Annotated in this window: 15 protein-coding genes; 8 read left to right on the forward strand and 7 right to left on the reverse strand. The window is 58.2% G+C overall.

Annotated elements, in window-relative coordinates; genetic code table 11:
• The first annotated feature begins 311 nt into the window (after nt 1–311).
• From recC to ACYASS_RS23185, 4 genes are all read left to right on the forward strand, one after another.
• Complete coding sequence (recC, locus tag ACYASS_RS23170) at nt 312–3,788, forward strand: exodeoxyribonuclease V subunit gamma (RefSeq protein ID WP_463587846.1); 3,477 nt, start codon at nt 312–314, stop codon at nt 3,786–3,788.
• On the forward strand, nt 3,785–7,489 hold the full coding sequence (gene recB / locus ACYASS_RS23175; RefSeq protein ID WP_463587847.1) for an exodeoxyribonuclease V subunit beta: 3,705 nt from the start codon (nt 3,785–3,787) through the stop codon (nt 7,487–7,489). Before recC ends, recB begins: the two co-directional genes overlap by 4 nt.
• Entirely contained in the window at nt 7,486–9,582 is a 2,097-nt protein-coding gene (recD, locus tag ACYASS_RS23180) for an exodeoxyribonuclease V subunit alpha (protein WP_463587848.1), read from the forward strand. The genes recB and recD overlap by 4 nt, the downstream gene beginning before the upstream one ends.
• Before the next feature lie 218 nt (nt 9,583–9,800).
• The gene (locus tag ACYASS_RS23185) at nt 9,801–11,093 is read left to right on the forward strand and encodes an MFS transporter (RefSeq protein WP_463587849.1); all 1,293 of its coding nucleotides are present in this window, start codon (nt 9,801–9,803) and stop codon (nt 11,091–11,093) included.
• A 182-nt stretch (nt 11,094–11,275) separates the two neighbouring features.
• Here ACYASS_RS23185 and ACYASS_RS23190 read toward each other — a convergent pair whose 3' ends face one another.
• Nucleotides 11,276–12,190: a LysR family transcriptional regulator gene (locus ACYASS_RS23190; RefSeq protein WP_463587850.1), complete on the reverse strand. Its 915-nt coding sequence runs from the start codon at nt 12,188–12,190 to the stop codon at nt 11,276–11,278.
• A gap of 186 nt (nt 12,191–12,376) precedes the next feature.
• Between ACYASS_RS23190 and ACYASS_RS23195 the strand changes: the two genes are divergently transcribed.
• Complete coding sequence (locus ACYASS_RS23195) at nt 12,377–13,774, forward strand: M20 family metallopeptidase (RefSeq protein ID WP_463587997.1); 1,398 nt, start codon at nt 12,377–12,379, stop codon at nt 13,772–13,774.
• 143 nt (nt 13,775–13,917) lie between these two features.
• On the opposite strand, the gene ACYASS_RS23200 is transcribed toward ACYASS_RS23195, so the two are convergent.
• The 4 genes from ACYASS_RS23200 to ACYASS_RS23215 all read right to left on the reverse strand — a co-directional run bounded on the left by ACYASS_RS23200 (nt 13,918) and on the right by ACYASS_RS23215 (nt 18,354).
• Complete coding sequence (locus ACYASS_RS23200; RefSeq protein WP_463587851.1) at nt 13,918–15,429, reverse strand: amino acid ABC transporter permease/ATP-binding protein; 1,512 nt, start codon at nt 15,427–15,429, stop codon at nt 13,918–13,920.
• A 133-nt stretch (nt 15,430–15,562) separates the two neighbouring features.
• On the reverse strand, nt 15,563–16,366 hold the full coding sequence (locus ACYASS_RS23205; RefSeq protein WP_463587852.1) for an ABC transporter substrate-binding protein: 804 nt from the start codon (nt 16,364–16,366) through the stop codon (nt 15,563–15,565).
• A gap of 66 nt (nt 16,367–16,432) precedes the next feature.
• Entirely contained in the window at nt 16,433–17,488 is a 1,056-nt protein-coding gene (locus tag ACYASS_RS23210; RefSeq protein ID WP_243247087.1) for an isopenicillin N synthase family dioxygenase, read from the reverse strand.
• 14 nt (nt 17,489–17,502) lie between these two features.
• Complete coding sequence (locus ACYASS_RS23215) at nt 17,503–18,354, reverse strand: sugar phosphate isomerase/epimerase family protein (protein WP_463587853.1); 852 nt, start codon at nt 18,352–18,354, stop codon at nt 17,503–17,505.
• A gap of 490 nt (nt 18,355–18,844) precedes the next feature.
• Here ACYASS_RS23215 and ACYASS_RS23220 point away from each other — a divergent pair, with 490 nt between their 5' ends.
• Genes ACYASS_RS23220 through ACYASS_RS23230 form a run of 3 tightly spaced genes read left to right on the forward strand, consistent with a single transcriptional unit; the run spans nt 18,845 to nt 22,727 of the window.
• Nucleotides 18,845–19,297, forward strand: coding sequence for a (2Fe-2S)-binding protein (locus tag ACYASS_RS23220; protein ID WP_243247089.1), 453 nt, complete (start codon nt 18,845–18,847; stop codon nt 19,295–19,297).
• An 11-nt stretch (nt 19,298–19,308) separates the two neighbouring features.
• Nucleotides 19,309–21,501: a xanthine dehydrogenase family protein molybdopterin-binding subunit gene (locus tag ACYASS_RS23225; RefSeq protein WP_463587854.1), complete on the forward strand. Its 2,193-nt coding sequence runs from the start codon at nt 19,309–19,311 to the stop codon at nt 21,499–21,501.
• 11 nt (nt 21,502–21,512) lie between these two features.
• Nucleotides 21,513–22,727, forward strand: a complete 1,215-nt coding sequence (locus ACYASS_RS23230) for a cytochrome c (RefSeq protein WP_243247091.1) — start codon at nt 21,513–21,515, stop codon at nt 22,725–22,727.
• Between the two features lie 392 nt (nt 22,728–23,119).
• Here ACYASS_RS23230 and ACYASS_RS23235 read toward each other — a convergent pair whose 3' ends face one another.
• Nucleotides 23,120–24,013, reverse strand: coding sequence for a GDP-mannose 4,6-dehydratase (locus ACYASS_RS23235; RefSeq protein WP_463587855.1), 894 nt, complete (start codon nt 24,011–24,013; stop codon nt 23,120–23,122).
• Nucleotides 24,013–25,044 carry a GDP-mannose 4,6-dehydratase gene (gmd, locus tag ACYASS_RS23240; RefSeq protein WP_463587856.1) on the reverse strand — a complete coding sequence of 344 codons (1,032 nt, stop codon included), beginning with the start codon at nt 25,042–25,044 and terminating at the stop codon, nt 24,013–24,015. Before gmd ends, ACYASS_RS23235 begins: the two co-directional genes overlap by 1 nt.
• Nucleotides 25,045–25,059 lie beyond the last annotated feature (15 nt).

Here is a 25,059-nt window from a genome sequence, read left to right on the forward strand (position 1 = left end):
TGAATGTCAGGCAATACACAAGCTGCGGCTGTACCGCACCCCTCGCGAACAAGTTCGCTCCTACCGTCCATGCGCCCACCTCGGTAGGACCGAATTCATTCGGGAAGGCTGCATGTCAGGCGATACACAAGCTGCGGATGTACGGGCCCCTTCGCGAACAAGTTCGCTCCTACCCCTCCAGCGTCCATGCGCCAACCTTGGTAGGCCAGCGACAATTCACCCACAAATTCCCTCCTACACCCCCTCCGTTTTGCTTTAAGGTTCGGCTACAGTTTTTTCCACACCGCATTACCCCAGCCAAGGAAGCAGCCATGCCCGTAACAACCTCTCTCAGCGCCGGTTTCATGGTGGTTCACGGCAACCGCCTTGATGATCTGCGCAGTCTGGTTGTGTCCTGGATGCGCCGTTATCCGCTCGCGCCTTTAGAAAATGAAATCGCTCTGGTACAGAGCAACGGTATTGCCCAGTGGTTAAAACTGGCTCTGGCCGAAGATGCAGAGGACGACGATTTGGGTGGTTGTGGCATTGCCGCAGCAATCGATGTCCAGCTCCCGGGCAGCTTCATGTGGCAGCTGTATCGATCGGTATTGGGCAAAGATGAAATCCCGGCCGCGTCACTCTTGGACAAGGCGCCGTTGACCTGGCGCCTGATGCGTTTGCTACCCGCTTTGATTGATCAACCGCATTTCGAACCCCTGCGCCGGTTCCTCACCGCCGATACGGACCTACGCAAGCGCTATCAGTTGTCTGAGCGCCTGGCTGACCTGTTCGACCAATACCAGGTCTACCGCGCTGACTGGCTGGAGGACTGGGCAGCAGGTCGCCATCAATTGCGCAACGTCAGAGGCGAAGCCAAACCGCTGACCCCGGCAAATTGCTGGCAGGCTGAGTTATGGCGTGCGTTGCTATTGGATGTCGGCACCGAAGGCATGGCCCAAAGCCGGGCAGGAGTGCATCAGCGCTTTATCGAACGTATCACGCAGATGAATGAAGCCCCGGCGGGTCTACCGGCCCGGGTCATCGTCTTCGGTATTTCGTCACTGCCCGCTCAGGCTCTGGAAGCATTGGCCGGGTTGGCACGATTCAGCCAGGTGCTGCTTTGTGTACACAACCCATGTCGTCACCACTGGGCGGACATCGTCGCCGACAAAGACTTGCTGCGGCACCAGTACAAGCGACAGGCCCGCAAGACGGGAATGCCAATAGTGCTTGATCCACAAGCGTTGCATCAACATGCTCACCCTCTATTGGCTGCATGGGGAAAGCAGGGCCGCGATTACATCAATCTGCTGGACAGTCACGATGATCCTGGCAGCTACCGCTCTGCCTTCAAGGACGGGCGTATTGATCTGTTCAGCGAGTCTGATCCGCATACCACTCTCAACCAGTTGCAGGACGATATCCTGGAGTTGCGGCCTCTCGACGAAACCCGGGATCTATGGCCCGCTGTTGACCCGTTGCAAGACCGCTCGATTCGTTTCCACGTCGCGCACAGCGCTCAGCGTGAAGTCGAGATTTTGCACGACCAGCTACTCGCACGATTCAGTAAAGATCCTGATCTGCGGCCGCGCGATGTGATCGTCATGGTTCCGGACATCGACAGTTATGCGCCGCACATCCGCGCCGTGTTTGGTCAGATCGAGCGTGATGACCGTCGTTTCATCCCGTTCACCCTTGCGGACCAAGGGCAGCGCGGCCGCGAGCCTCTGCTGATTGCGGTCGAGCACTTGCTGAAGATTCCGGACAGCCGTTTCCCGGTCAGCGAGATCCTCGACCTACTGGACGTTCCCGCGTTACGTGCGCGTTTCAAGATCAAGGAGCGTGACCTACCGATACTTCATCGCTGGATTGAAGGTGCAGGCGTACGTTGGGGCCTGAACGCCGAGCAGCGTGAAGGGCTCGGTTTGCCTGCTGCTCTTGAACAAAACAGCTGGCATTTCGGATTACGGCGCATGTTGCTCGGTTATGCCGTGGGTGCCGGTGCTGCCTGTGATGGTATCGAACCCTACGATGAAATTGGCGGCCTGGATGCAGCCTTGATCGGCCCGCTAGTGGCGTTGATCGACGCGCTTCAGGTTGCCCACAGCGAGCTTTCCTCGCCTGCGGTAGCGACGGAGTGGGGCTTACGCCTGCAAGCACTGATACAGCTGTTCTTCCAGGCTGACAGCGAGCACGACGATTACCTGCTCGCGCAACTGGAGCAATTGCGCGAGACCTGGCTGGAGACGTGTGAATCGGTTGGCTTGCAAGACGAACTGCCACTGACCGTCGTACGTGAGGCATGGCTGGCAGGGCTTGATCAGGGCCGGCTGTCGCAGCGCTTTCTCGCAGGCTCGGTCAACTTCTGCACACTGATGCCGATGCGTGCGATTCCGTTCAAGCTGGTGTGTCTGCTCGGCATGAACGACGGTGACTACCCCCGCGCGCAGCCACCACTGGACTTCGACTTGATGGGCAGCGATTACCGTCCCGGTGACCGTTCACGTCGTGAAGACGATCGTTACTTATTACTCGAAGCACTGCTCTCAGCACGGGATCAGCTGTACATCAGTTGGGTGGGTCGCAGCATTCGTGACAACAGTGAGCGGCCGCCATCCGTGTTGATCGGCCAGTTGCGTGATCATCTGGCGGCTGGCTGGAGACTCCTGAACGCCCAGGAGCCGATGGACGCTAAAAAGCGCGATCCTGGTCAGCAGCTTCTGCACGCGCTGACCCTCGAACACCCGCTGCAGCCCTTCAGCGCGCAGTACTTTCATGAGAACACCGGCTTCTTCAGTTTCGCCCGTGAATGGCAGGTCTTGCACGAGCCCAATGTTGCCGTGCCGACGATAAGCGCACTGGCAGCCCACGAACAAGATGAGCCGCTGAACCTCGCTCAACTGCAGGACTTTCTCAGAAACCCGGTCAAACACTTTTTCAGCCAGCGCCTGAAGATCTACTTCGAAATCGCCGAAGCTCCGCTGGCTGACGAAGAACCGTTTGTGCTCGATGCTCTAGAGCGTTACAGCCTGAGTGACAGCCTGCTAAACGCCGCGCTGACCAGCTCGCAGGATAGCGATGAGGCCTTGCAGGCTCAGGCGTTAAAACTTCAGGGCAGTGGCTTATTACCCATGGCAGGTTTTGGCAGCAGCTTGCGAGAAGAGTTGATCGAGCCTTTGCCTGACTTGCTGCAGCGTTATCAGAGCATCCTTCATAGATGGCCTGAACCACTCAGCAGCGCGCTACCGGTCAGTTATGCCCATCAAAACGTACGTCTGGAAGGCTGGTTGGGTGGCTTGCATGGCAATGCTCAGGGTGAGTACTTGTTGGTCACCGCGATCCCCAACTCCATCGGCTCGAAGAAAAACCGTAAATGGCATCGCCTGATTCGCCCTTGGGTTCTGCATCTGGTGGGTTGCGCATGCGGGCTGCCGTTGAGCACTGCGCTGGTAGCCAGCGATGAAACGCTGCTGCTGGACCCGCTGGATAAATCTCTCGCCACAGCTGCGTTGAATGACTTACTCACCGCCTGGCTGAGTGGCATGCAGCGACCTTTACCTGTCGCAGTCAAAACCGCTTTCGCCTCACTTGGCCAGAACGACGAAACCAAAGCCGAAGCCGCAGCACGCAAAGCCTACGAAGGCGACGGACAAACCACTGATGGCGAGCGACGCGAAAGCACTGCGCTGGCCCGGCAATTTCCGGACTTCGATGCCCTGATCGAAAGCGAAGAGTTTGCTGGCTGGTGCGATGCGCTCTACAAGCCGATTTTCGACGCGCCTTGGCAAAGCGAAGGAGCCAGCGCATGACCGACATTCAACACACCGCATCCTTGGCTCTGCGTTTCCCGCTGCGTGGCAGCCAACTGATCGAAGCCAGCGCCGGTACCGGCAAGACCTTCACCATTTCGGCGCTTTATGTGCGACTGGTTCTCGGCCATGGCGGTCACGCGTCCGGTTTTGGTCGCGAGCTATTACCGCCGCAAATCCTTGTCGTCACCTTCACCGATGCTGCGACCAAAGAGCTGCGCGACCGGATTCGTATTCGCCTGGCTGAAGCTGCACGCTTTTTCCGTGAAGAAATCAGTGCGCCTGACGAACTGATCAACGAGCTGCGCGAGCAGTTCAGCCCCGAGCAATGGCAGGCCTGCGCCAGTCGTCTGGACATCGCTGCACAATGGATGGACGAAGCCGCAGTATCGACCATCCACAGTTGGTGTCAGCGCATGCTGCGCGAGCATGCATTCGACAGCGGCAGCCTGTTCACCCAGACTCTGGAAACCGACCACAGCGATCTGCTTGGCGAGGTGCTGCGCGATTACTGGCGGCTGTTCTGCTACCCCATGAGCGGCGATGCGCTGAACTGGGTACGAGACAACTGGAGTGGCCCTGCCGCCTTGTTACCTCGGGTACGCAGCCTGTTTGGCAGCGACCGGGCGGTCCCGACGCAAGAACCTGCCGAGTTGATCGCTGCCTCTCTGCAACAACGTCGCGAAGCGCTCAAAGCACTTAAATCTCCATGGACTAACTGGGCGGCGGAGTTACACGCCATCTGCATCGACGGCGTGGCCTGCAAAGTGGTCGATGGGCGCAAGATGCAGGAGCGCTATTTCCGGCCGTGGTTTGAAAAGCTCACTGCCTGGGCGGCTGATGACGAGCTGGAAGAGCTTGATCTGGGCACCGGCTTTACCCGACTGACGCCCGATGGCATCGCCGAAGCGTGGAAGAGCAACCCGCCTTCCCATCCAGCCTTCGAGGCAATGGTCGAACTCAAAGTCGCGCTCGATACCTTACCGACACCCGATGCCGCAGTGCTCGAACACGCCGCCAACTGGGTCGGTATGCGCTTCGAAGCAGAAAAACGTCGTCGTGCGGAAATGGGTTTTGACGACATGCTGCTCAGGCTCGACGCTGCGCTGCAAAGCTCAGGCGGCGAGCGGTTGGCAACGCTGATTCGCGAGCAATTTCCGGTGGCCCTGATCGACGAATTTCAGGACACCGACCCCGTGCAGTACCGGATTTTCGAGAGCATCTATCGCCTCGAAGAAAACGACACCGAAACCGGGCTGTTCCTGATCGGCGACCCCAAACAAGCGATCTACGCCTTCCGTGGTGCCGACATTTACACCTACCTGCGCGCACGGCAGGCCACGACCGGAAGATGGCACACGCTGGACACCAACTACCGCTCCAGCCACTCCATGGTCGAAGCGGTCAATCATGTATTCCAGCGTGCCGAGCAACGCGCGGAAGGGCGCGGTGCATTCCTCTTTCGCGAAGGCGACAACAACGATGTGCCATTTTCGGATGCGCTTTCTCAAGGCCGCAAAGACGCTCTGCAAATAGACGGCACGCCGCTGGCTGCGCTGAATGTCTGGCAACTGGCAAGCGATCAGCCGGTCTCAGGCGTCAGCTATCGCCAGCAACTGGCTGCCAGTTGCGCCAGTGAAATCGTCCGGTTGCTCAACGCCGGGCAGCAAGGTCGCGCCGGTTTCGCTGCTGTGGAAAAAGGCATGAAAGGCCTGCTGCCTGCCGACATCGCGATTCTGGTGCGTGATGGCAAAGAGGCTCAAGCGGTGCGCGGCGAATTGTCGGCGCGTGGCGTGCGCAGCGTTTACCTGTCCGACAAGGACTCAGTGTTCGCTGCCCAAGAGGCTCATGACGTACTGGCCTGGCTCAAGGCCTGCGCCGAGCCGGATTCTGAACGTACCCTGCGCGCGGCTCTGGCGTGCATCACTCTCGCGCTACCGTTGGCTGAGCTTGAGCGCTTGAATCAAGACGAGTTGGCCTGGGAATCGCGGGTCATGCAGTTCCGCGGTTATCACCAGATCTGGCGCAATCAGGGCGTGCTGCCGATGCTGCGCCGATTGCTGCATGACTTCCGTCTCCCACAGACCTTGATCGCCCGCAGCGATGGCGAACGTGTGCTGACCAACCTGTTGCATCTGTCTGAATTACTGCAACAAGCCGCTGCCGAACTGGATGGAGAGCAGGCTCTGATCCGCCATCTGGGCGAGCATCTGGCGTTGTCCGGTCAGGCGGGTGAGGAACAGATTCTGCGCCTGGAAAGCGACGAGCAACTGGTCAAGGTCGTGACCATCCACAAGTCCAAAGGCTTGCAGTATCCATTGGTATTCCTGCCGTTCATATGTTCCAGCAAACCGGTGGATGGCACGCGTCTGCCGCTGCATTTCCACGATGAAAACGGTAAAGCACAGGTCAGCCTCAAACCTACCGCAGCACTGATCGAACAGTCCGACAACGAGCGTCTGGCCGAAGACCTGCGCTTGCTTTATGTCGCCCTGACTCGCGCCGAATACGCCTGCTGGCTGGGCGTGGCTGACCTCAAGCGCGGTAATTCCAGCAGCTCGATGCTGCACCGTTCTGCGTTGGGCTACCTGTTGGGCGGCGGCATGCCGTTGGTCGAATCGGCTGGCCTGGCGTCATGGCTGCGTGATCTTGGCGAAGGTTGTGACGGGATCAGCGTCGAAGGCGTACCAGCCGCGACCGCAGAAACCTTCAGTCCGCCACGCAACGAAGCAACCCTGCTCAAACCGCGCATGCCTAAACGCCGTGCTGCAGAAAACTGGTGGATCGCGTCCTATAGCGCGTTGCGCATTGGCGACACGATCACCGCAGGCAGCGATGAGTCGCCCGACAGTCCACAAGCGCAAAAGCTGTTCGACGACGAACGCCTCGACCCCGAGGCTCCGCGTGAAGTGCTGGTCAGCGGTGGTGATATCCATCGTTTTCCACGCGGACCGAACCCCGGCACCTTCCTCCACGGTTTGCTCGAATGGGCGGGTAACGAAGGTTTTGCCAAAGCGGTCAGCGAGCCTCAGGCTCTCAAGGATGCCGTTGCCCGACGCTGTAACCGACGTGGCTGGGAAGGCTGGATCGACACCCTGACTGGCTGGCTGACTCAGGTTTTGAATCTGCCATTGTCGCTGGCCAGCGCCAGTGTGCCGATCTCTCTGGGGGCCATGGATCAGCCCAATCAGTACCGTATCGAAATGGAGTTCTGGTTCGCCTGCCGCAAAGTCGACGTCGCACACATGGACGCTTTGGTCCGTCGCTACACTCACGATAATGCCCCGCGAGCCGCAACAGAAACGGTTTCCCTGAACGGCATGTTCAAGGGCTTTATCGACCTTACCTTTGAGCATGAAGGCCGTTACTACGTGGCGGATTACAAATCCAACTGGCTCGGGCCTGATGATGAAAGCTACACCCATGACGCCATGACCAGCTCGATTCTGGAAAACCGTTACGATCTGCAATACGTGCTGTACCTGTTGGCGTTGCATCGCCAGCTCAAGGCGCGACTGGCTGATTACGACTACGACCAACATATGGGCGGCGCGCTGTACGTGTTCTTGCGTGGCGCCTACTCAACCAGCCAGGGCGCCTGGTTTACCCGGCCGCCACGGGAGCTGATCGAAGCTCTGGATCTCATGTTCCAGGGCAAGTCAGTGACTGAAGAGTTCGTCCTCACCGGAGAACCCGCATGAGCCGCTCATTCGCTGAACTGCTGCCTACGCCTCTTGATGCACAGAGCCTGGCTGACCTCGCGCCGCTGACCAACGTCCGTGATCTGCTGTTGTTGCTTGAGCGCTGGGTCGAGCGTGGATGGTTGCGGGCGCTGGATAAAGCTTTCGTGGCGTTCCTCAGTGAGCTGGATCCGTCGGCGGACTCGCTGGTGCTGCTCGCCGCTGCGTTGACCAGCCACCAACTCGGTCACGGTCATGTATGCCTGGACCTCTACGAGACCCTCAAAGAGCCGGACTTCGCCCTGTCTCTGCCCCCCGAAGGCGATGTGCAAAGCGGCCCCATGCTGCTGCCGTCGCAATTGCTGGTGGCACTGGATGGCGGCGCATGGTGCCAGGCGTTGCTGGGCAGCACGCTGGTTGCTCGAGGTGATGACTTTAGCGAAGGCGCTGCCAGTAAACCTTTGGTGTTGTCCGACCGGCGTTTGTACTTACGCCGTTACTGGACGTACGAGCGGCGCATCGGCGCGATACTGCGTCAGCGGCTGGCGGAACAGGAGGCCGTCACTGATGACCTCGGCCAGCGTTTGAATGTGCTGTTCCCGCCGGACACCACGCCGGATGCGCTGATCGACTGGCAGAAGCTGGCCTGTGCACTGGCAACTCGCGGCGCATTCAGCATCATTACCGGCGGCCCCGGCACCGGTAAAACCACCACCGTTGTTCGCTTGCTGGCATTGCTGCAAACCCCTGCCGTGCAGGCGGGCCAGCCGCTGCGTATTCGTCTGGCTGCGCCCACCGGCAAGGCCGCGGCGCGTTTGACCGAGTCCATCAGCCAGCAAGTGCAAAGCCTGACTGTCAGCGAAGACGTGCGACAGAAAATTCCTGCCGAAGTGACCACCGTGCACCGACTACTGGGCAGTCGTCCGGGCACGCGGCACTTCCGTCATCACGCCGGGAATTTGCTGCCACTGGACGTTCTGGTCGTCGATGAAGCATCGATGATCGACCTGGAAATGATGGCTAATCTGCTGGAAGCCCTGCCGCCTCACGCACGGCTTGTGCTGCTGGGTGACAAGGACCAGTTGGCTTCCGTTGAAGCGGGCGCGGTGCTGGGCGATTTGTGCCGTGATGCTGAAGCCGGGCTGTACAGCCCGCAAACCCAGCGTTGGCTCGAAGCGATCAGCGGCGAAGATGTGAGCCGTGCTGGGTTGCAGCAGGGGGATGAACAACAGCATCCATTGGCTCAGCAGGTTGCGATGCTGCGTTACTCGCGACGCTTTGGCGAAGGCAGTGGTATCGGCAAACTGGCGCGACTGGTCAATCAGCAGCAGCCTGAACAGGCTCGTGATCTGCTGGCTGCACGAAACCATAAGGACCTGCACGCACTCGCGCTCAAGAGCGAACAGGACCGCTCACTGGAGCAGCTGCTACTTGACGGTCTCGACCAAGGCCCGGAAGGCCCGCAGGGCTATCGGCATTATCTGGGCGTGATGGCCGCGCAGCGGCCGCCACAGGATGCCATGCTGGAAGATGAGCGCTGGGGCCAATGGGCGCGAGCAGTACTGAACGCATTTGATGCGTTTCAGTTGTTGTGCGCTGTGCGTAAAGGGCCGTGGGGCGTTGAAGGTTTGAATCGGCGCATCACGACTGCGCTGTTCGAAGCTCGGCTGATTGAAAGTGATCAACACTGGTACGAAGGTCGCCCGGTATTGATGACCCGCAATGACTACGGGCTTGGTTTGATGAACGGCGACATCGGCATTGCCTTGCGCCTGCCCGAGCGCGATGGGCCGGAAGCGGGCAAGCAGGTGCTGCGTGTGGCGTTCCCGCGTAATGACGGCAGTGGTGGAGTGCGTTTTGTTTTGCCGAGCCGACTTAACGATGTGGAGACGGTTTACGCCATGACGGTGCATAAATCCCAGGGCTCGGAGTTCGCCCATACCGCATTGATATTGCCTGAGGCGCTGAATCCGGTGCTCACCAAAGAGCTGATCTACACCGGCATCACCCGCGCCAAGCATTGGTTCAGCCTCATCGAACCTCGCAAAGGGGTGTTCGAAGAAGCGCTGCGCCGCAAGGTGAAGCGCTTGAGTGGGTTGATGCTGGAGTTGTAAAAACAACAACCTCTATCTGTAGGAGCGCACGAGGGGAAGTGAGCACCAATAACGCCCACAAAAGCCAAAATGTTGCAGTCAAGCTTTGCGTCAAGGGCAATGAAATGTTCTGAAATGCATAATTGTGGGAAAGGTCGCTCGCCCCTACCATCACGTCAAAGGTCAGCCACCTCGTCAGGGGTAAAAGACCCATCCTTTGACGAGTTGGAGAACCTTGCATGACTACTGCGCAGATAACTGCCCAGCCTCCCGTGGTCCGGCCTATGTCACGGGGCAAGCTTTACAAACTGGTGATCGCCTCGTCGATTGGCAATGCTCTGGAGTGGTTCGACCTGATCGTCTACGGCTTCTTCGCTATTACCATCTCCAAACTGTTTTTCCCCACCGCTGACGAGACGGTCTCGTTGCTGTTGGCGCTGGGTACTTTCGCACTTTCTTACCTGATTCGTCCCCTGGGCGCGGCCGTGTTGGGCTCCTATGCCGACCGAGTCGGGCGCAAGTCGGCGATGCTGGTGTCGATCTGGTTGATGATGCTCGGCACGTTGCTGATTGCGATCATGCCGACCTACGCGGCTATCGGTATCTGGGCGCCGATCGGGATATTCCTGGCGCGCCTGATTCAAGGCTTTTCTGCGGGCGGTGAGTTCGGCAGTGCCACGGCCTTGCTGGTTGAGCATGCCCCGGAGCGTAAAGGGCTACTTTCCAGCTTCATGTTTGCCAGCCAGGGCATCAGTGGTTTGCTCGCGTCAGGCTTCGGTTTGTTGCTGACGACGACGCTGACGGTGGACCAGCTTGAGTCCTGGGGCTGGCGCATTCCGTTTCTGTTCGGTCTGATGATCGGCCCGGTCGGCCTGTACATCCGTCGTCACATCGAAGAGGCCGGGGAGTTCAAGGAAAGCGAGCGCAGTCATGCGCCTGTGGGCGAGCTCTTCAAGGCGCACAAATATCGCATGCTGCTTGCGGTGGGCGCGCTGGTGCTGTCGACGTCGGCCACCTACGTGATCATTTACATGCCGACTTATGCCGTCAAACAGCTGGGCCTGAGCGCATCCATAGGCTTCGCAGGCACGCTGCTCAGCGGGCTGGTGCTGACCATACTGACGCCGTTCATTGGTCATATGTCCGATGTATTTGGCCGTACCCGGATCATGCTCGGTGCGTCGGTGATCTTCATCCTCAGCATCTACCCGGCGTTTTCCTGGCTGGCAGCCAACCCGACGTTGCTGGCGTTGTTGGCGGTGCTGTTCTGGATGAGCATCCTCAAGGCGATCTACTTCGGTGGCCTGCCTGCCCTTATGTCCGAGTTGTTCCCGACCCAGGTGCGTGCCACCGGTATGGCCCTGAGCTACAACATAGGCACTACGGTGTTCGGCAGTTTCACGCCTTTCATCGTGGCCTGGCTGATCAGTGCCAGCGGCAACAACCTGGCACCGAGTTACTACCTGCTCGTCACCGGTGTGCTCAGCCTGGTCACCCTGTTCGCGATCCGTCGCCAACTGAAACTGGCCTGATCTTGCGTCCTGCGTCCACACTGTAACCCTTCAAACACAGCAGCTGTAGGAGTGAGCTTGCTCGCGATTCGGTCTCTCAGTCAATGAAGATATAGCCTGTGCTGACGCCATCGCGAGCAAGCTCACTCCCACAGAAAAGCATTCCAAATCAGATAGTTATTTTTTGTTTGATACGGGCAGGATCAGCCATTGGTAATGGAGCTCGCCGTCACCAGTTGTTCTTCCAGAAAGCTCAGGAAGTAACGCACCAGCACCGGCAGTTTGCGCCCGGCCATGATCTGCACTTGCAGGCTGCGCTGGCGCAACTGCGGGTCGCTCATGGGCACCAGAACCAGATTGTCCCGGGTTGTTGAACCACTGACGGTGACGGTGCCGCACAGCGCAATCACATCCAGGGAATAGCGAACCACGCTATAGATCGTGCCCAGCGATTGACTGGTGTAGGCCGGTACTATGTTGACACCCTGCAAGTGACAGGCGATATCGAACAGGTAGCGCAGGGTCGAGCCTGTGTAGGGCAGGGCCAATGGGCAGTCGCGCAGGTCTTTCACCTCAAGGGATTCACGGCTGGCCAACGGGTGGCTGGCGGGCATGAGGGCACTGATGGGAGAGTCGCAACTCAAGGAGATTTCCACGCCTTGAGTGGGTGTCAGGCTGAAGGTCAGGGCGATATCCACCGAACCTTCCTTGACCAGTTGCGATGCACGGGCCGCGTCCACCACATGCACATCGAAACTCGCGCCGGGATGGAAATTACGAAACTCCGCCGTGACCCTTGGCAAAAATTCCCACGCCATCCCTTCCGGGCAGGCCAGCACAATACGATGCTGCTGCAAGGTGTTCACGCCGCGCATTTCGGCGATCACGTTTTTCACTTCCAGCATGTTGCGCGTGGCATAGGCGAGCAGCAGTTCACCCGGCTCAGTCAGTTGCATGCCACGTGGTTTGCGTTCGAACAACTGCAAACCGAGGTTCTCTTCAAGGTTGCTGATCTGGCGGCTGACCGCCGACACTGCGACATGCAGCTCTTCGGCCGCAGCCGATAACGAACCGGTTCGGGCCACACTGTGGAAATAACGCAGCGGCAGATCATGCATATCAGCTCCCCGTTTCTGCCTCATCACTGTGCAGATCTGGTTTGTTCTAAAGGCAAGGATGGCTTGAAAACTTGATAATTGTTGCAAGTCAGGCGGCAACGTTACCCTTGATTTCATTGCTGGTCGAGCTGCTTTCAGCGCGACTGAACGGCCCCGTGAAAGGTAATCCTGATGTCTTCAACCTCCTTGCTTACCCGAGAGCACGCCATTGAGCTTGCCGTTCACACCCTGAATTCAGGAGCGTTTATTCAGACCCTGAGCCGCCGCGTAGCTCAACGTACCGAGAGCCAGAACCCGGAGTGCGCTCAGCCGCTGCGTGACTATTTACTGATCGAGCTGCAACCGTTGCTGGTTCGCCTGGGGTTCACCTGCCGCTTCGTTGAGAACCCGCACAGCGGTAAACCACCGCTGCTCTTCGCTCAGCGCATTGAAGACCCGGCATTGCTGACCTTGCTGACTTACGGCCATGGCGACGTCACCAGCGGTCAGGACGAGCTCTGGCAGGAAGGCACTGCCCCTTGGCAATTGAGCATCAAGGACGGGCGCATTTATGGTCGCGGTACGGCCGATAACAAGGGCCAGCACAGCATCAACCTGGCCGCGCTTGAAGCGGTGTTGCAGGCGCGCGAAGGCAAGCTCGGCTACAACCTGAAAATCATTTTCGAGATGAGTGAGGAAGTCGGTTCACCGGGTCTTGAACAAGCCTGCCGTGACAACGCCGAAGAGCTGGCCGCTGACCTGTTTCTGGCCTCCGATGGCCCGCGTGTACGACACGATCTGCCGACATTGTTCCTCGGCTCCCGTGGCGTCTGCCAGTTCCGTCTGATGCTGGACACCGGTAACGGCAGCCGTCATTCGGGCAATTGGGGCGGGATTATTACCAACCCGGCCATCGTGCTGGGCCACGCCTTGTCATCGCTGGTTTCTGCTCAGGGCGAACTACTCGCTGAATGCCTTCGTTCGGCGCCGATGCCGGAATACGTGTCGACACTGATTCGTGATCTTCCCGTGGGGGGCGAAAGCTTTGACCCGCAGCTCAACCCGAACTGGGGCGAACCGGGCCTGACCACAGGCGAAAAACTGTTCGGTTGCAACACTCTTGAGGTCGTCGGCTTGTCGTCCGGCAGCACGGTCAAAGTGATCGGTGCGATTCCGGGGCGGGCCGAAGCGGTGTGCCAGTTGCGTTTTGTCGACGGTACTGACTGGCAATCGCTGGAGAGCAACCTGCGCAAGCATCTGGACCAGCATGGTTTTGAAGACGTGCAGGTCAATATCGAAGGGGGGTATGCCGCTACTCGTCTGGACCCGCGTCACCCGTGGGTTGGCTTTGTGCAGCGTTCAGTGAGCCAGAGCCTTGGCGAGCCAGTGAGTATTTTGCCGAACCTTGGCGGCACGATTCCCAACCACTGCTTCGCTGACGTATTGGGATTGCCAACGGTCTGGCTGCCGCATTCCTACCCGTCCTGCAAACAGCATGCGCCTGATGAGCATTTGCTTGAGAGTGTTGTGGAACAAGGCCTGAGGGCTGCGACCGGATTGTTCTGGGATCTGGGCGAAGCGCCCGCGAAGTTGCTGAAGCCCTGATCGCTTTCACCGACACGCTTTATTTGCAGTCGCGCACGATCCTTGTGGGAGCCGGGCTTGCCCGCGATATGGGCGACGCTGTTCTGTTGTGAACCGCGTCAGCCCTATCGCGGGCAAGCCCAGCTCCCACAGAGAGGAGTGTATTAGTGGTCCAGCCCCATAAACTGCATCACCCGCTCGCCTGCCTGACCCGCACGAATGGTCTGCGGTCCGGCGTCAGCCTGCACCACGCCGTTTTCCATGAAAATCACCCGGTCGGAGATAGACATCGCGAAGTCCATTTCGTGGGTGACGATCAACATGGTCATGCCTTCCTTCGCCAGGTCGCTGATGACCTTCAGCACATCGCCAACCAGCTCCGGGTCCAGCGCCGAGGTGGGCTCGTCGAATAGCATGATCTGCGGATCCATCGCCAAAGCGCGGGCGATAGCCACACGTTGCTGCTGACCACCAGACAACTGATGTGGATACTTGTGGGCATGCGCGAGCAGGCCAACCTTGTCCAGCAGTGCATAACCGCGTTGTTCGCTGATCACCCGGTCGCGTCCGTGATAACGCGGGGCGAGGGTGACGTTGTCGAGGATCGTCCGGTGCGGGAACAGGTTGAAGTTCTGGAACACCATGCCGATGCGCTGCACCCCGCGCCGGATCTGCGCGTTGTTGGGCTTGTCGCCGGCATGAATAAAACTCTCACCAAACAGAATGATCTCGCCGTCATCAATACTTTCCAGACCATTGACGGTACGGATCAGCGACGTTTTACCCGAGCCAGACGGACCGATGATGGAGATTACCTGACCGGCATTCACGTCCAGATTGATGCCCTTGAGCACCTCATGATTGCCGTAGCTTTTATGAATGGTGTGCAGCTGCAGCGCTGGAGCAACGCCGTTTTCGACGGGAACTGCGGCTTTTGAAACCGCTGGCGGAAGACTGCTGCGCAGCTGCAACACGCTGGCGTCATCCAGTGTTTGCGGCTTGCGATTGTTCAGTTCCAGGTGTTGCTCAAGCCAATGGAACAGCCAGCCGAACACGGTGACGATCATCACGTAATACACCGCCACGGCCGACAGCGTTTCCATGACCAGAAAGTTTTGCGCGTAGAGGCGTTGGCCCACTGTCAGCAATTCGGTCAGGGAAATAACCGAGATGATCGAGGTGAGTTTCACCACGGTGATGTATTCGTTGATCAGGGTTGGCAGCGAGATACGAAACGCCTGCGGGATCACGATCAGCCGCTGCATACCCAACACGCCAATACCTAGCGCACGTCCGGCTTCTTTTTGCCCCTTGGCGACTGAGATCAAACCGCCCCGGTGGATTTCCGCCATGTAGGCGGCTTCTGTCACCACCAGCGCAAACAGACCTGAATAGAACGGGTCGGAGAACACTTCACGGGTGAACGGCAGCATTTGCGGCAGGTTGTAGACGAAGATCACCAGCACCAGCAGCGGAATGCTGCGGAAGAACCAGATATAAAGCGACGCCGGAACACTGACCCAGCGCGAGGTTGACAGCTTGGCCGAGGCGAGCAGGAAGCCCAGCAGCATGCCGATGAACCAACCCAGCGCGCTGAGTTGAATCACCGTGATGCACGACTTCCAGAAGTCCACCATCGAGAACAGAGAAAAAAAGTAGGACCATTCGAATTGCATGTACACCGCATCCTGATTAGCGCAGATCTCTGTGGGAGCGAGGCTTGCCCGCGATAAGGTTTAGGTGATTGACCTGAATACCGTATCGCCCTTATCGCGGGCAAGCCTCGCTCCCACAGGGTTATGCTGTGAATTAGTTACTCGGCGCTTCCAGGTTGTATTTCTTCAGCAGCGCATCGTATTCACCAGACTTCTTGGTCTCGTCGAAGGCCTTGAGCAGCGCTTGATACAGCTCCTCGTTGCCTTTCTTGACGTAGATGCCCAGCGTCTGCTGATAGATTGAGTGCTCGGTGCTGACCACCACGCGACCTTTGGTGCGTTCGGCGATCATGCCTGCGGCGCCGTCGATTTCCACTTGAGCCTGAACGTTGCCGGACAGCAGCGCTTGAGTCACTTCAGGTGCCGATGGGAATTCGCTGACCGAGATTGCGCCTTTGTTGTTCGGCACGCAGTAATCCACTGACAGCTTGTTGAACTGGGCAACCCAGGTGGTGCCTTTTTCCAGACCGATCTTCAGGCCGCAGAGGTCTTCGGGCACCTTGGGTTTAATCTTGCTGTCTTTGAGCACCATGATCGCTGCGCCGGTTTTGGCGTAAGGGATGGTCTGCGCCTGGGTCTGACGCTCCGGGGTGATGTACATGCCAGAGATGATCGCGTCGTAGTGACCCGAGTTCAGGCTGAGGATCAGGCTGGAGAATTTGGTGTCGACGAAGTCCGCTTTGAGGTTCATGTGTTTGGCGAGCATGTGTGCAAGCTCGGGGTCGGAGCCAACGACATTTTTCTTCTCGTCGTAGGATTCAAATGGCGGATAGGTGATCTCCATACCCACTTTGAACACGCCCGGTGTAACAGTAGGGGCGGCGTGCGCCAGCGTCGCGCCGAACACGGCGGCGGCAAGCACGGTCAAGCGGACAGCAATGTTCTTTTTATTGCGCATCGTCGAGGACTCCAAAGTAGAGAAAAGTAAGGCACGTCAGGGTTGGAAAAAGGGTATTCAGACAAATCAGAGCGGTTCTGACGCCTGGTTTTTCAAGTGGCCAAAGCTCGAAGGCTTGCGGGCTTTTTCATAAAGCTTCAATTCGCCGTTCTCCACTTTTCTGCGCAGGTACTGATAGGTCTGCAGTGCCTGGCCGAACATGTGTTCGCCGATGGTGATCTCCTCGTAATCCTGTGCGCCTGCCTTGGCGAACTGCGGCAACGGTTTGATTTGCGTGTGGAAATCGCAGGCGTAGAACAGTGGAAACGAATAGCGTTCTTCGCTGACGGTTCTGACCCGATGGGCTGTTGCAACGAACGTACCAGCGGTCATCACTTCGAGCATGTCACCAATATTGACCACAAACGCGCCTTCCACAGGCGGTGCGTCGATCCATTGACCCAGATCGTTCATCACTTCCAGGCCCGGCTTGTCAGCCAGCAAGATCGTGAAGCACTCGTAATCGGTGTGCGCACCAATACCGGGCGCGTCCTGGGCGGCGTCATCGAATGGGTAATGAATCAAACGCAACTTGGAAGGTGGCCGCGTCACCATGGCATCGAAGTAACCCTCTTCCAGACCGAGTGCCAACGCGAAGCCATCAAACAGCCGCCGACCCAAGGCGAACACTGCCGCGTAATAGGCTTGCACCGCTGGCTTGAAGCCTGGCAGGTCCGGCCATTCGTTGGCGCCGATCAGGGGAGTTTTGGCGATCACCAGCGGGTCTTCATCACCCACTTCAAAGCCGATATCGAAGGCTTCCTTGTGATCCGGTTTACCCTTGGCGTACACCTCTTCACCTTCCGGTACGAAGCCTTTATGGCTGCGCGACGTGCCGATGTAGTGCTGCATCTTGTAATCCAGCGACTGAGCGAACAGGTCCTTGGCCGCCTGACGCAGACCATCGATCAACTGCGTATCGATGCCATGATTCTTGATGTACAGAAAGCCGACTTCCCGCGCCGCTTTGCCGAGTTCTTCGGCAACGGCCTGACGCTTGGTTATGTCGGTGCTGAACAGAGCGGCGATGTCCACCACCGGAATGCTGTTGAAGTTGGCGATGGCTTGAGAATGATCCGGCATGACAACAGGCTCCATTAGCGGTGGGTGGATTGAGTGAAGCGCTGGAAGTGTTCGCGTTCGGTCTTGCCCATCCAGGTGTTCAGCGACCATAGATCGGCCACCGGGACATTGGTGAAGGGCAGGTGGTGCAAGTAGCCATCGGCACCGAATTCCGGCGTTAGCGTGGTGACTTGATAGCCGCGCTCCTGTTGTGAGCGCCAGATTGCTTCCCAGTGTTGTTGGTGGAAGGCCAGCTCTTTTGCGTATTCCGGTGCGGCAGGGTGGGGCACCTGTGGGCCCTGGTCGTAGCCGACACGTGCCTGAATGTGATGGACGCGTTCGACGAAAGCGCTCAGGTCATCTTCGGGGTCGTTGAGCAGACGCTCGCAGGTCACGATCCAGTGGCTGATGTCGCTGGTGAAACGCAGGTCCGGCAATTGCCGAATCAGTTCAAGGGTCACCCACGGATTAAACAGCGAGCGCGAGCGATGAGTTTCGAAGGTGCATACCTGACCGTGCTTGCGTGCCAGTTCCAGGGCCTGACCGAAGAACTCTACTTGTTGTGGTAATTGCCAACGATCATTGCCCGCCAGTACGTTGACGAAACGCGGCGACAGTTCGCTGGCCCAGCCCAGTTTCTTGTCCAGATCAGTGAGATGTTCGGCGACCGTGGCTGATTGTTCTGGCAGCACGTCGTAAGCGGTGAACACAGTGCTGATATACCCCACCCGATTGGCACGCAAGAACGCCGCAAACTCGGCCCGCTCGGCGGCGGCCAGTGGGAGTCGAGCTTCCATACCGTCGAATCCTGCTTCAAGCAGTTCTTCCAGGGCCTGAGTTTTACTCGCGGTATAACCCCAGAGGGTGCGGAATATTTCCAGCTTCATCGATCGACCTCAAAGATTGCACGGGCATGTGGCGCAGCTTGATCTTAGGTGGGCGTGATGATCGGAAAGAATAGGAAAGCTCAAATCGATAGTTCAGAGATTTGTGAAGTATCAGCGGCAAGCACCGCTCCCACATGAAGTCGCGTTCCACTCCAAACCCGGTGCTTAAAGCACGAAACCCGGAGTTATAGGCATTTCGTCCCCGGCAAGCACAAGCGTACTATTCGCGCACGAACGTATTGCTGACGATCCTCGTCAAGGTATTGCGCAAGTCACGCCGTAGAGCGTCTGCCATACCAACTGTCTTTCTTTTTTGCTTCTGCCGACCGGATTAATCCCTCCGGGGTTGTCATAGGCACGCTACTTTTAAATCACCCGGCAACGTTCCGGGTGATCACAGAAAAACCGTACAGAACCGACACCGCTGTGGACCAGCGTCGCCAACGCGACGCATCAGCGGTTAACCGTGATGAATGCCAGAGGTTTTACGATGCAAACACTACTGATCAATGGTCAGGAGCATGAGCTGGATGTCGCTGAAGACATGCCACTGCTCTGGGTCCTGCGCGACGTGCTGGGCCTGACGGGCACCAAATATGGCTGCGGTATTGCCCAGTGCGGCGTGTGCACGGTGCATCTCGATGGCCAGGCCGTGCGCTCTTGCGTGTTGCCGGTCAGTGCCGTGGCCGGACGCAAGGTCACCACCATTGAAGCGGTCGGCGAATTGCCGGTCGGTCAGGAAGTGCAAAAAGCCTGGCTCGCGCACGAAGTCGTGCAATGCGGTTACTGCCAGCCGGGGCAGATCATGTCTGCTGTGGCGTTGTTGCAAGCGCATCCTGACGCCAACGATGAACAGATCACCGAGGCCATGGCCGGGAATCTGTGCCGTTGCGCGACCTACACGCGGATTCGTGCCGCTATCAAAAGCGTCAGTCAGGCCTGAAGGAACACACCATGTCAGAAGTAAAAGGATCTGCAGCGACGGTGTCGCGCCGCGGGCTGCTCAAGGGTGGCGCGCTTTCTCTCGGCGGGCTGGTGATCAGCACCTGGCTCCCGCCTATGGCAACACGCAGCATGGCTGCCGAGGCTGTCAGCGCTGCACGGCTGGGTGACAAGGCTTCACCGGGTTTTGGTGCCTTTGTACGGGTAGCGCTCGACGGCCAGGTGACCGTTATCTCGCCGAAAATCGAAATGGGTCAGGGCGTGCAGACCGGCATCGCGATGATGGTCGCCGAAGAACTGGAAGTGCCGCTCAGCTCGGTCAGGATCGAAGAGTCGCCGCCCGACGCTGCGCTTTACACCGATAACATTCTGCAGTTCCAGGCCACTGGCGGTTCTTCATCGACCCGCTACACTTGGGAGCCACTGCGTAAGGCTGGCGCCACAGCCCGTGTGCTGCTGATCGAAGCCGCCGCCGTTCGCTGGAACGTCGCGCCAAGCCTGTGCCGTGCCGAAAACGGCAAGGTGCTGGGTCCGAACGGTAAGTCACTCGCCTATGGCGAACTGGTAGAAGCTGCCGCCGCGCTCCCGGTCCCCAAGGATGTGCCGCTCAAGGCTATCGCCGACTTCAAATTGCTGGGCACCTCGGCACAACGGCTGGACACGCCGCACAAGGTCAACGGCTCGGCGCAGTTCACCATCGACGTGAAAATCCCCGACATGCTGATTGCTTCGTCGCTGACCTGTCCGGTCCACGGCGGCAAGCTGCGCAGCGTGAAAGACGAGGCGGCCCGTAAAGTCCCCGGCGTGCGCGATGTGGTCCGCCTGGAGAATGCTGTCGCCGTTACTGCGACCAATTTCTGGTCTTGCCAGCAAGCGCTCAAGGCGCTGGAAATCGAATGGGACCTCGGTCCGCATGCGTCGATTGATTCCGCACAACTGGATAAAGAACTGCTGGATGCCAGTTCCAAAGATGGCGTGTTTGCCAAGCAGACCGGTGATATCAGCGCGGCGCTAAAGAACTCTTCAAGTCAGTTCGAAGCCGTGTACCAGCAGCCGTTCCTTTCTCACTCGCCGCTGGAACCCATGACCTGTGTTGCTCACGTTCGCCCTGACATGTGCGAGCTGTGGGTCGGTTGCCAAGCGCCGGGCTTTGCGCAAATGGGCGCCGCGAAGGTGGCCGGTTTGCCTGTGGATAAAGTAGTTATCCACAACCAGCTCATCGGTGGCGGCTTCGGTCGACGCCTGGAGTCGGACTTCATCTTCCAGGCCGTGGACATCGCCCGCCAGCTCAGCTACCCGATCAAATTGATCTGGAGTCGCGAAGAGGACATGACCCACGACAAGTACCGCCCGCACTATGTGGATCGCATGAATGCGGCGCTGGGCAAAGACGGTAAACCGGTCGGTTGGGAGCATCGCATCGCTGGCGCTTCAGTCATGGCCGCCTACGTCGGCAAGCTGCCGGAAAGCGGCGTGGATGCTGACGCTGTGGAGGTTGCGATTGATCCGGTCTACAAACTTGACAGCCTGCAAGTGCGCTACATCCGCCAGGACCCGGACGTCATCCCCGTTTCCTGGTGGCGTGGCGTTGGCCCGTTGCGCAGCACTTACGCGGTCGAAAGCTTCATCGACGAGCTGGCGCACAACGCCAAGGTTGATCCGGTTGAATACCGCTTGAGCCTGATGCAGGAACAGCCTCGCGCTCAGGCTGTATTAAAGAAAGCCGCAGAACTTGCGGACTGGAAAACCCCTTTGCCAGCAGGCCACGGTCGTGGCGTAGCAGTCAGCGCAGTATTTGGCAGCTTTGTGGCGACTATCGTCGAGCTGGAAGTGCAGGCTAATAAAGGGCTGCGCATCAAGCGCCTGATTACCGTAGTCGATTGCGGCTTTGCCACTAACCCGAGGTCTGTCGAGTCGCAGATGGAGGGCGGCACGTTGTTCGGCCTGTCGGCTGCGCTGTTCAACGAAATCCTCATCGAGAAAGGCCAGGTGGTTCAGACCAACTTCCACGCCTATCGGCAGATCCGCATGAGTGATGCTCCTCCCGTGGAAGTGCATGTGATCAAGAGTGAAGAAAGCCCCGGTGGTGTCGGTGAGACCGGTGCAGTGCCTGCCGCTGCCGCGTTGGTCAATGCCGTGTTCGCCGCGTCGAAAGTACGCGAGCGTCGTTTGCCACTGAGCCGTTTCGGCTATTTCACTCTTTAAGGAGCGCGATCATGAAAACGTTGAATTATGCGCTCGCCGTGCTGGGTGCAAGCTTTGCGCTCACGGCTCAGGCTGCGGATCAAAGCCTCATCAGCAAAGGTGAGTATTTAACCCGCGCGGCTGATTGCGTGGCCTGTCACGTGGTTCCCGGCGGCAAGCCCTATGCCGGTGGGCTGGAATTCAAGCTGCCGTTTGGCACGCTGTATTCGCCCAACATCACCCCCGATAAAGAAACCGGTATTGGTAACTGGACCGACGACGAGTTCGTCAGCGCCCTGCAAAAAGGTGTCGGCAAAGACGGCAAGCATTACTACCCGGCTTTCCCGTACACCTCTTACACGCTGATGCCGCGTGAAGACATTCTGGCGATCAAGGCCTATCTGTTCAGCCTAGAGCCGATCAGCCAGAAGCCGAAGGAAAACGATCTGGCGTTCCCGTTCAACCAGCGCTGGGGCATGTTCTTCTGGAACGCAATTTTTGCCGGTAACGAGCGTTTTGTGCCCGACAGCAAGCAGTCGGCCGAATGGAATCGTGGCGCCTATCTGGTTCAAGGCCCCGGCCACTGCGGCGAATGCCACACGCCGCGCAATATCTTCCAGGCCATGAGCAGTGGCAAATCCCTGGCCGGTGGCGAAATTGGCAACTGGCGTGCTTACAACATCAGCTCTGACCCGAAACACGGGATCGGTGCATGGCCGCAAGAGGCGCTGGTTAGCTACCTCTCCAAAGGTTACGCGCCGGGTTATGGCGGTGCTGGTGGGCCGATGGCGGATGCTGTCGAACACAGCCTGCGCTACCTGACGCCGGAAGATGTGAACGCCATCGCCGTGTACCTCAAGTCCACACCTGCACGTAGTGAAGGTGTGCCGCGGCCGACGGCTGCCGTTAACGACAAGTCGGAAAAAGGCCTTGGCAACAAAGTCTTCACCGACTCTTGCGTGGGCTGCCACCGCCTCGACGGTACGGGTAATCAGTCGGCCATTGCGACCTTGATCGGTCTGAAAACAGTCAACGATCCGGCAGGCACCAACCTGATGGCGACGTTACTGGAAGGCCACACCCAAGGCATGCTCCGCGCCGACCAACGCATGCCCGACTTCGCCCGCGCCTACAACGATACCGAGCTGGCAGCGGTCAGCACGTTTGTACTGCGCCGGTTTGGGCAGAGCAATGGTGAAGTGAAGGCTGAAGACGTAGCGAAATCGAGAGAGGCTTCGTTGCACTGATTGGTAAACAAAAGCCTCCATAGCGCTCACGAGCAGTATGCAGCTACCTGATTTGGAGTGCTTTTTACTGTAGGAGTGAGCTTGCTCGCGATAGCGTCAGCACAGGCGATATCCTCATCGTTTGACAGACCTGATCGCGGCCAAGCGCGCTCCTACCGGTCCCCGTTTGCTGCGCAACAGCGTGGTGTCAGGGACGCCGGGTGGCTCTTGTCAAACAAATATGGCCACCTGATTTAGCGTGCTTTTACTGTAGGAGTGACCGGGGTGGCGATCCACATTGCTCGCGATAGGAGTTGACCGGTTGAGAAATTATCGTCTTACCTGACGCTATCGCGAGCAAGCTCACTCCTACAGATATGTATTCCAGTTTAGCTGTGTGGATTATCTGCAGGTTACCGCTTCAACATCCACCGCAACGTCTCTTTCAGTGGCGGTGTCTGCCAGTTCGGCAACAGGCCGCGCAGGCGCGAGTTATCTCCGCACAACGTCTTCACTTCATTCTCCCGGACAAACGCCGGATTCACTTCGGTGATGATTTGATGGCCGGTGATTTCGCTGCACATGTCGATCACTTCGCGTAGCGAGTGAGTGACCCCCGAGCTGACGTTGATGGTCTGGCCAATAGGCTGAACCTCCAGCAACCCCCGATAAGCACTGACCACCGCGCGCACGTCACTGAAGTCTCGCCACACATCAAGGTTGCCCAGCTCGATCTGCCCGGCTTTGCGCAAAAAGTGGGAAACGATCTTGGGCAGCAGGAAATTCTCGTCCTGACCCACACCGGTGTAGTTGAACGGGCGGGTGATGACGACAGGCAGGCGGCTATGCCAAAGGCTGGCCATGTACTCCATGGCTATTTTGCTGACGGCATAATCATTGGCCGGCGAAGGCGCGGCTGCCTCATTCAGCAACCCTTCTGACGTGTTGCCGTAGACATTCGCGCTGCTCGCGACCAGCACGCACTCCGGGGTTTTACCGCAAGCGTCAATGGCCTCCAGCAGATTGCGGGTCCCTATCAGGTTGACTTGATAAAAAGCGTCGGCCACGCCGTGTCCAACAAAAGCTACCGCAGCAAGGTGCACCACGATGTCCGGCTGGAGTTCTGCCAACAATTTGTGCAGCGCTGGCGCATCGGCCAGGTCGGCCTGAAAGTAACCCGCCTGCTGCGAAGGCTGGCGACCTATGCCGATGACTTCGCAGCCCTGAGCTGCCAGCTCGGCGGCCATAAAGCGTCCAGTGAAACCCTGGATACCGGTAATCAATGCGCGCTTGCCAGCAATACTCATCAGAAGCTGATGCCTCTTTCGTTACGCAGCAGGTCTGCTTCAACCATCATTCGGCAAAGCTCCTCAAGCGTGGTTTTAGACTCCCAGCCGAGGATTTTCTTTGCCTTGGCCGGATCACCGATGAGCAGTTCGACTTCATTCGGACGATAAAATTTCGGATTGACCGTCACCAGAACCTTGCCTGTTTCGCTATCCAGCGCGTGCTCTTCTTCTCCTTTGCCTTTCCACTCGATGTTCATGCCGACGGATTTGAACGTCATGGTGACGAAGTCCCGCACGGTTTCCACGCGGTTGGTAGCAAGGATGAAGGTGTCCGGCTCGTCAGCCTGAAGCATGCGCCACATGCCTTCCACGTACTCTTTGGAGTAGCCCCAGTCGCGTTGGGCGTCCATGTTGCCCAGTGAAAACGACTCCAGTTGGCCCAGTTTGATCTTGGCCACCGAGTCCGTGATCTTGCGGGTCACGAACTCCAGCCCGCGCAGAGGCGATTCGTGGTTGAACAGAATCCCGCTGGTACCAAATATGCCGTATGACTCGCGGTAGTTGATCGTCATCCAGTGCGCATAAAGCTTGGCCACCCCATAAGGGCTGCGTGGGTAAAAAGGCGTGCTTTCAATTTGCGGGATGGCCTGCACCTTGCCGAACATCTCGGAGGTGGATGCCTGATAGAAGCGAATCTTCGGGTTAACGATACGAATGGCTTCCAGCAGGTTAACGACGCCGACGCCGGTAATTTCTGCCGTCGTGAACGGCTGCTCAAACGAAACGCCGACGAAGCTCTGGGCGGCCAGGTTATAGATTTCCGTGGCTTCGGTTTTCTGCAGCAAGCGGATGCTGGCCGACAAATCAGTCAGGTCGTATTCAACCAGGTGCAGGTTGGGGTGGTTCTGAATGCCCAGCTCATTGATACGCCAGAAATTGACTGAGCTGGTACGGCGATAGGTGCCATAGACGGTGTAGCCTTTTTCGAGCAACAACTCGCTCAAGTAGGCTCCATCCTGTCCTGTAATACCGGTAACGATTGCTTTCATACGATGGCTTTCAAC

It is taken from the genome of Pseudomonas sp. HP_14, assembly GCF_055283875.1.

Excerpts from the sequence above, each read along its gene's own strand:
- recC (WP_463587846.1), top strand. The coding sequence starts at position 312 with ATGCCCGTAACAACCTCTCTCAGCGCCGGTTTCATGGTGGTTCACGGC.
- recD (WP_463587848.1), top strand. The coding sequence starts at position 7,486 with ATGAGCCGCTCATTCGCTGAACTGCTGCCTACGCCTCTTGATGCACAG.
- ACYASS_RS23230 (WP_243247091.1), top strand. The coding sequence starts at position 21,513 with ATGAAAACGTTGAATTATGCGCTCGCCGTGCTGGGTGCAAGCTTTGCG.
- gmd (WP_463587856.1), bottom strand. The coding sequence starts at position 25,044 with ATGAAAGCAATCGTTACCGGTATTACAGGACAGGATGGAGCCTACTTG.
- ACYASS_RS23220 (WP_243247089.1), top strand. The coding sequence starts at position 18,845 with ATGCAAACACTACTGATCAATGGTCAGGAGCATGAGCTGGATGTCGCT.
- ACYASS_RS23200 (WP_463587851.1), bottom strand. The coding sequence starts at position 15,429 with ATGCAATTCGAATGGTCCTACTTTTTTTCTCTGTTCTCGATGGTGGAC.
- ACYASS_RS23190 (WP_463587850.1), bottom strand. The coding sequence starts at position 12,190 with ATGCATGATCTGCCGCTGCGTTATTTCCACAGTGTGGCCCGAACCGGT.
- ACYASS_RS23210 (WP_243247087.1), bottom strand. The coding sequence starts at position 17,488 with ATGCCGGATCATTCTCAAGCCATCGCCAACTTCAACAGCATTCCGGTG.
- ACYASS_RS23185 (WP_463587849.1), top strand. The coding sequence starts at position 9,801 with ATGACTACTGCGCAGATAACTGCCCAGCCTCCCGTGGTCCGGCCTATG.
- ACYASS_RS23225 (WP_463587854.1), top strand. The coding sequence starts at position 19,309 with ATGTCAGAAGTAAAAGGATCTGCAGCGACGGTGTCGCGCCGCGGGCTG.
- ACYASS_RS23215 (WP_463587853.1), bottom strand. The coding sequence starts at position 18,354 with ATGAAGCTGGAAATATTCCGCACCCTCTGGGGTTATACCGCGAGTAAA.
- recB (WP_463587847.1), top strand. The coding sequence starts at position 3,785 with ATGACCGACATTCAACACACCGCATCCTTGGCTCTGCGTTTCCCGCTG.
- ACYASS_RS23205 (WP_463587852.1), bottom strand. The coding sequence starts at position 16,366 with ATGCGCAATAAAAAGAACATTGCTGTCCGCTTGACCGTGCTTGCCGCC.
- ACYASS_RS23235 (WP_463587855.1), bottom strand. The coding sequence starts at position 24,013 with ATGAGTATTGCTGGCAAGCGCGCATTGATTACCGGTATCCAGGGTTTC.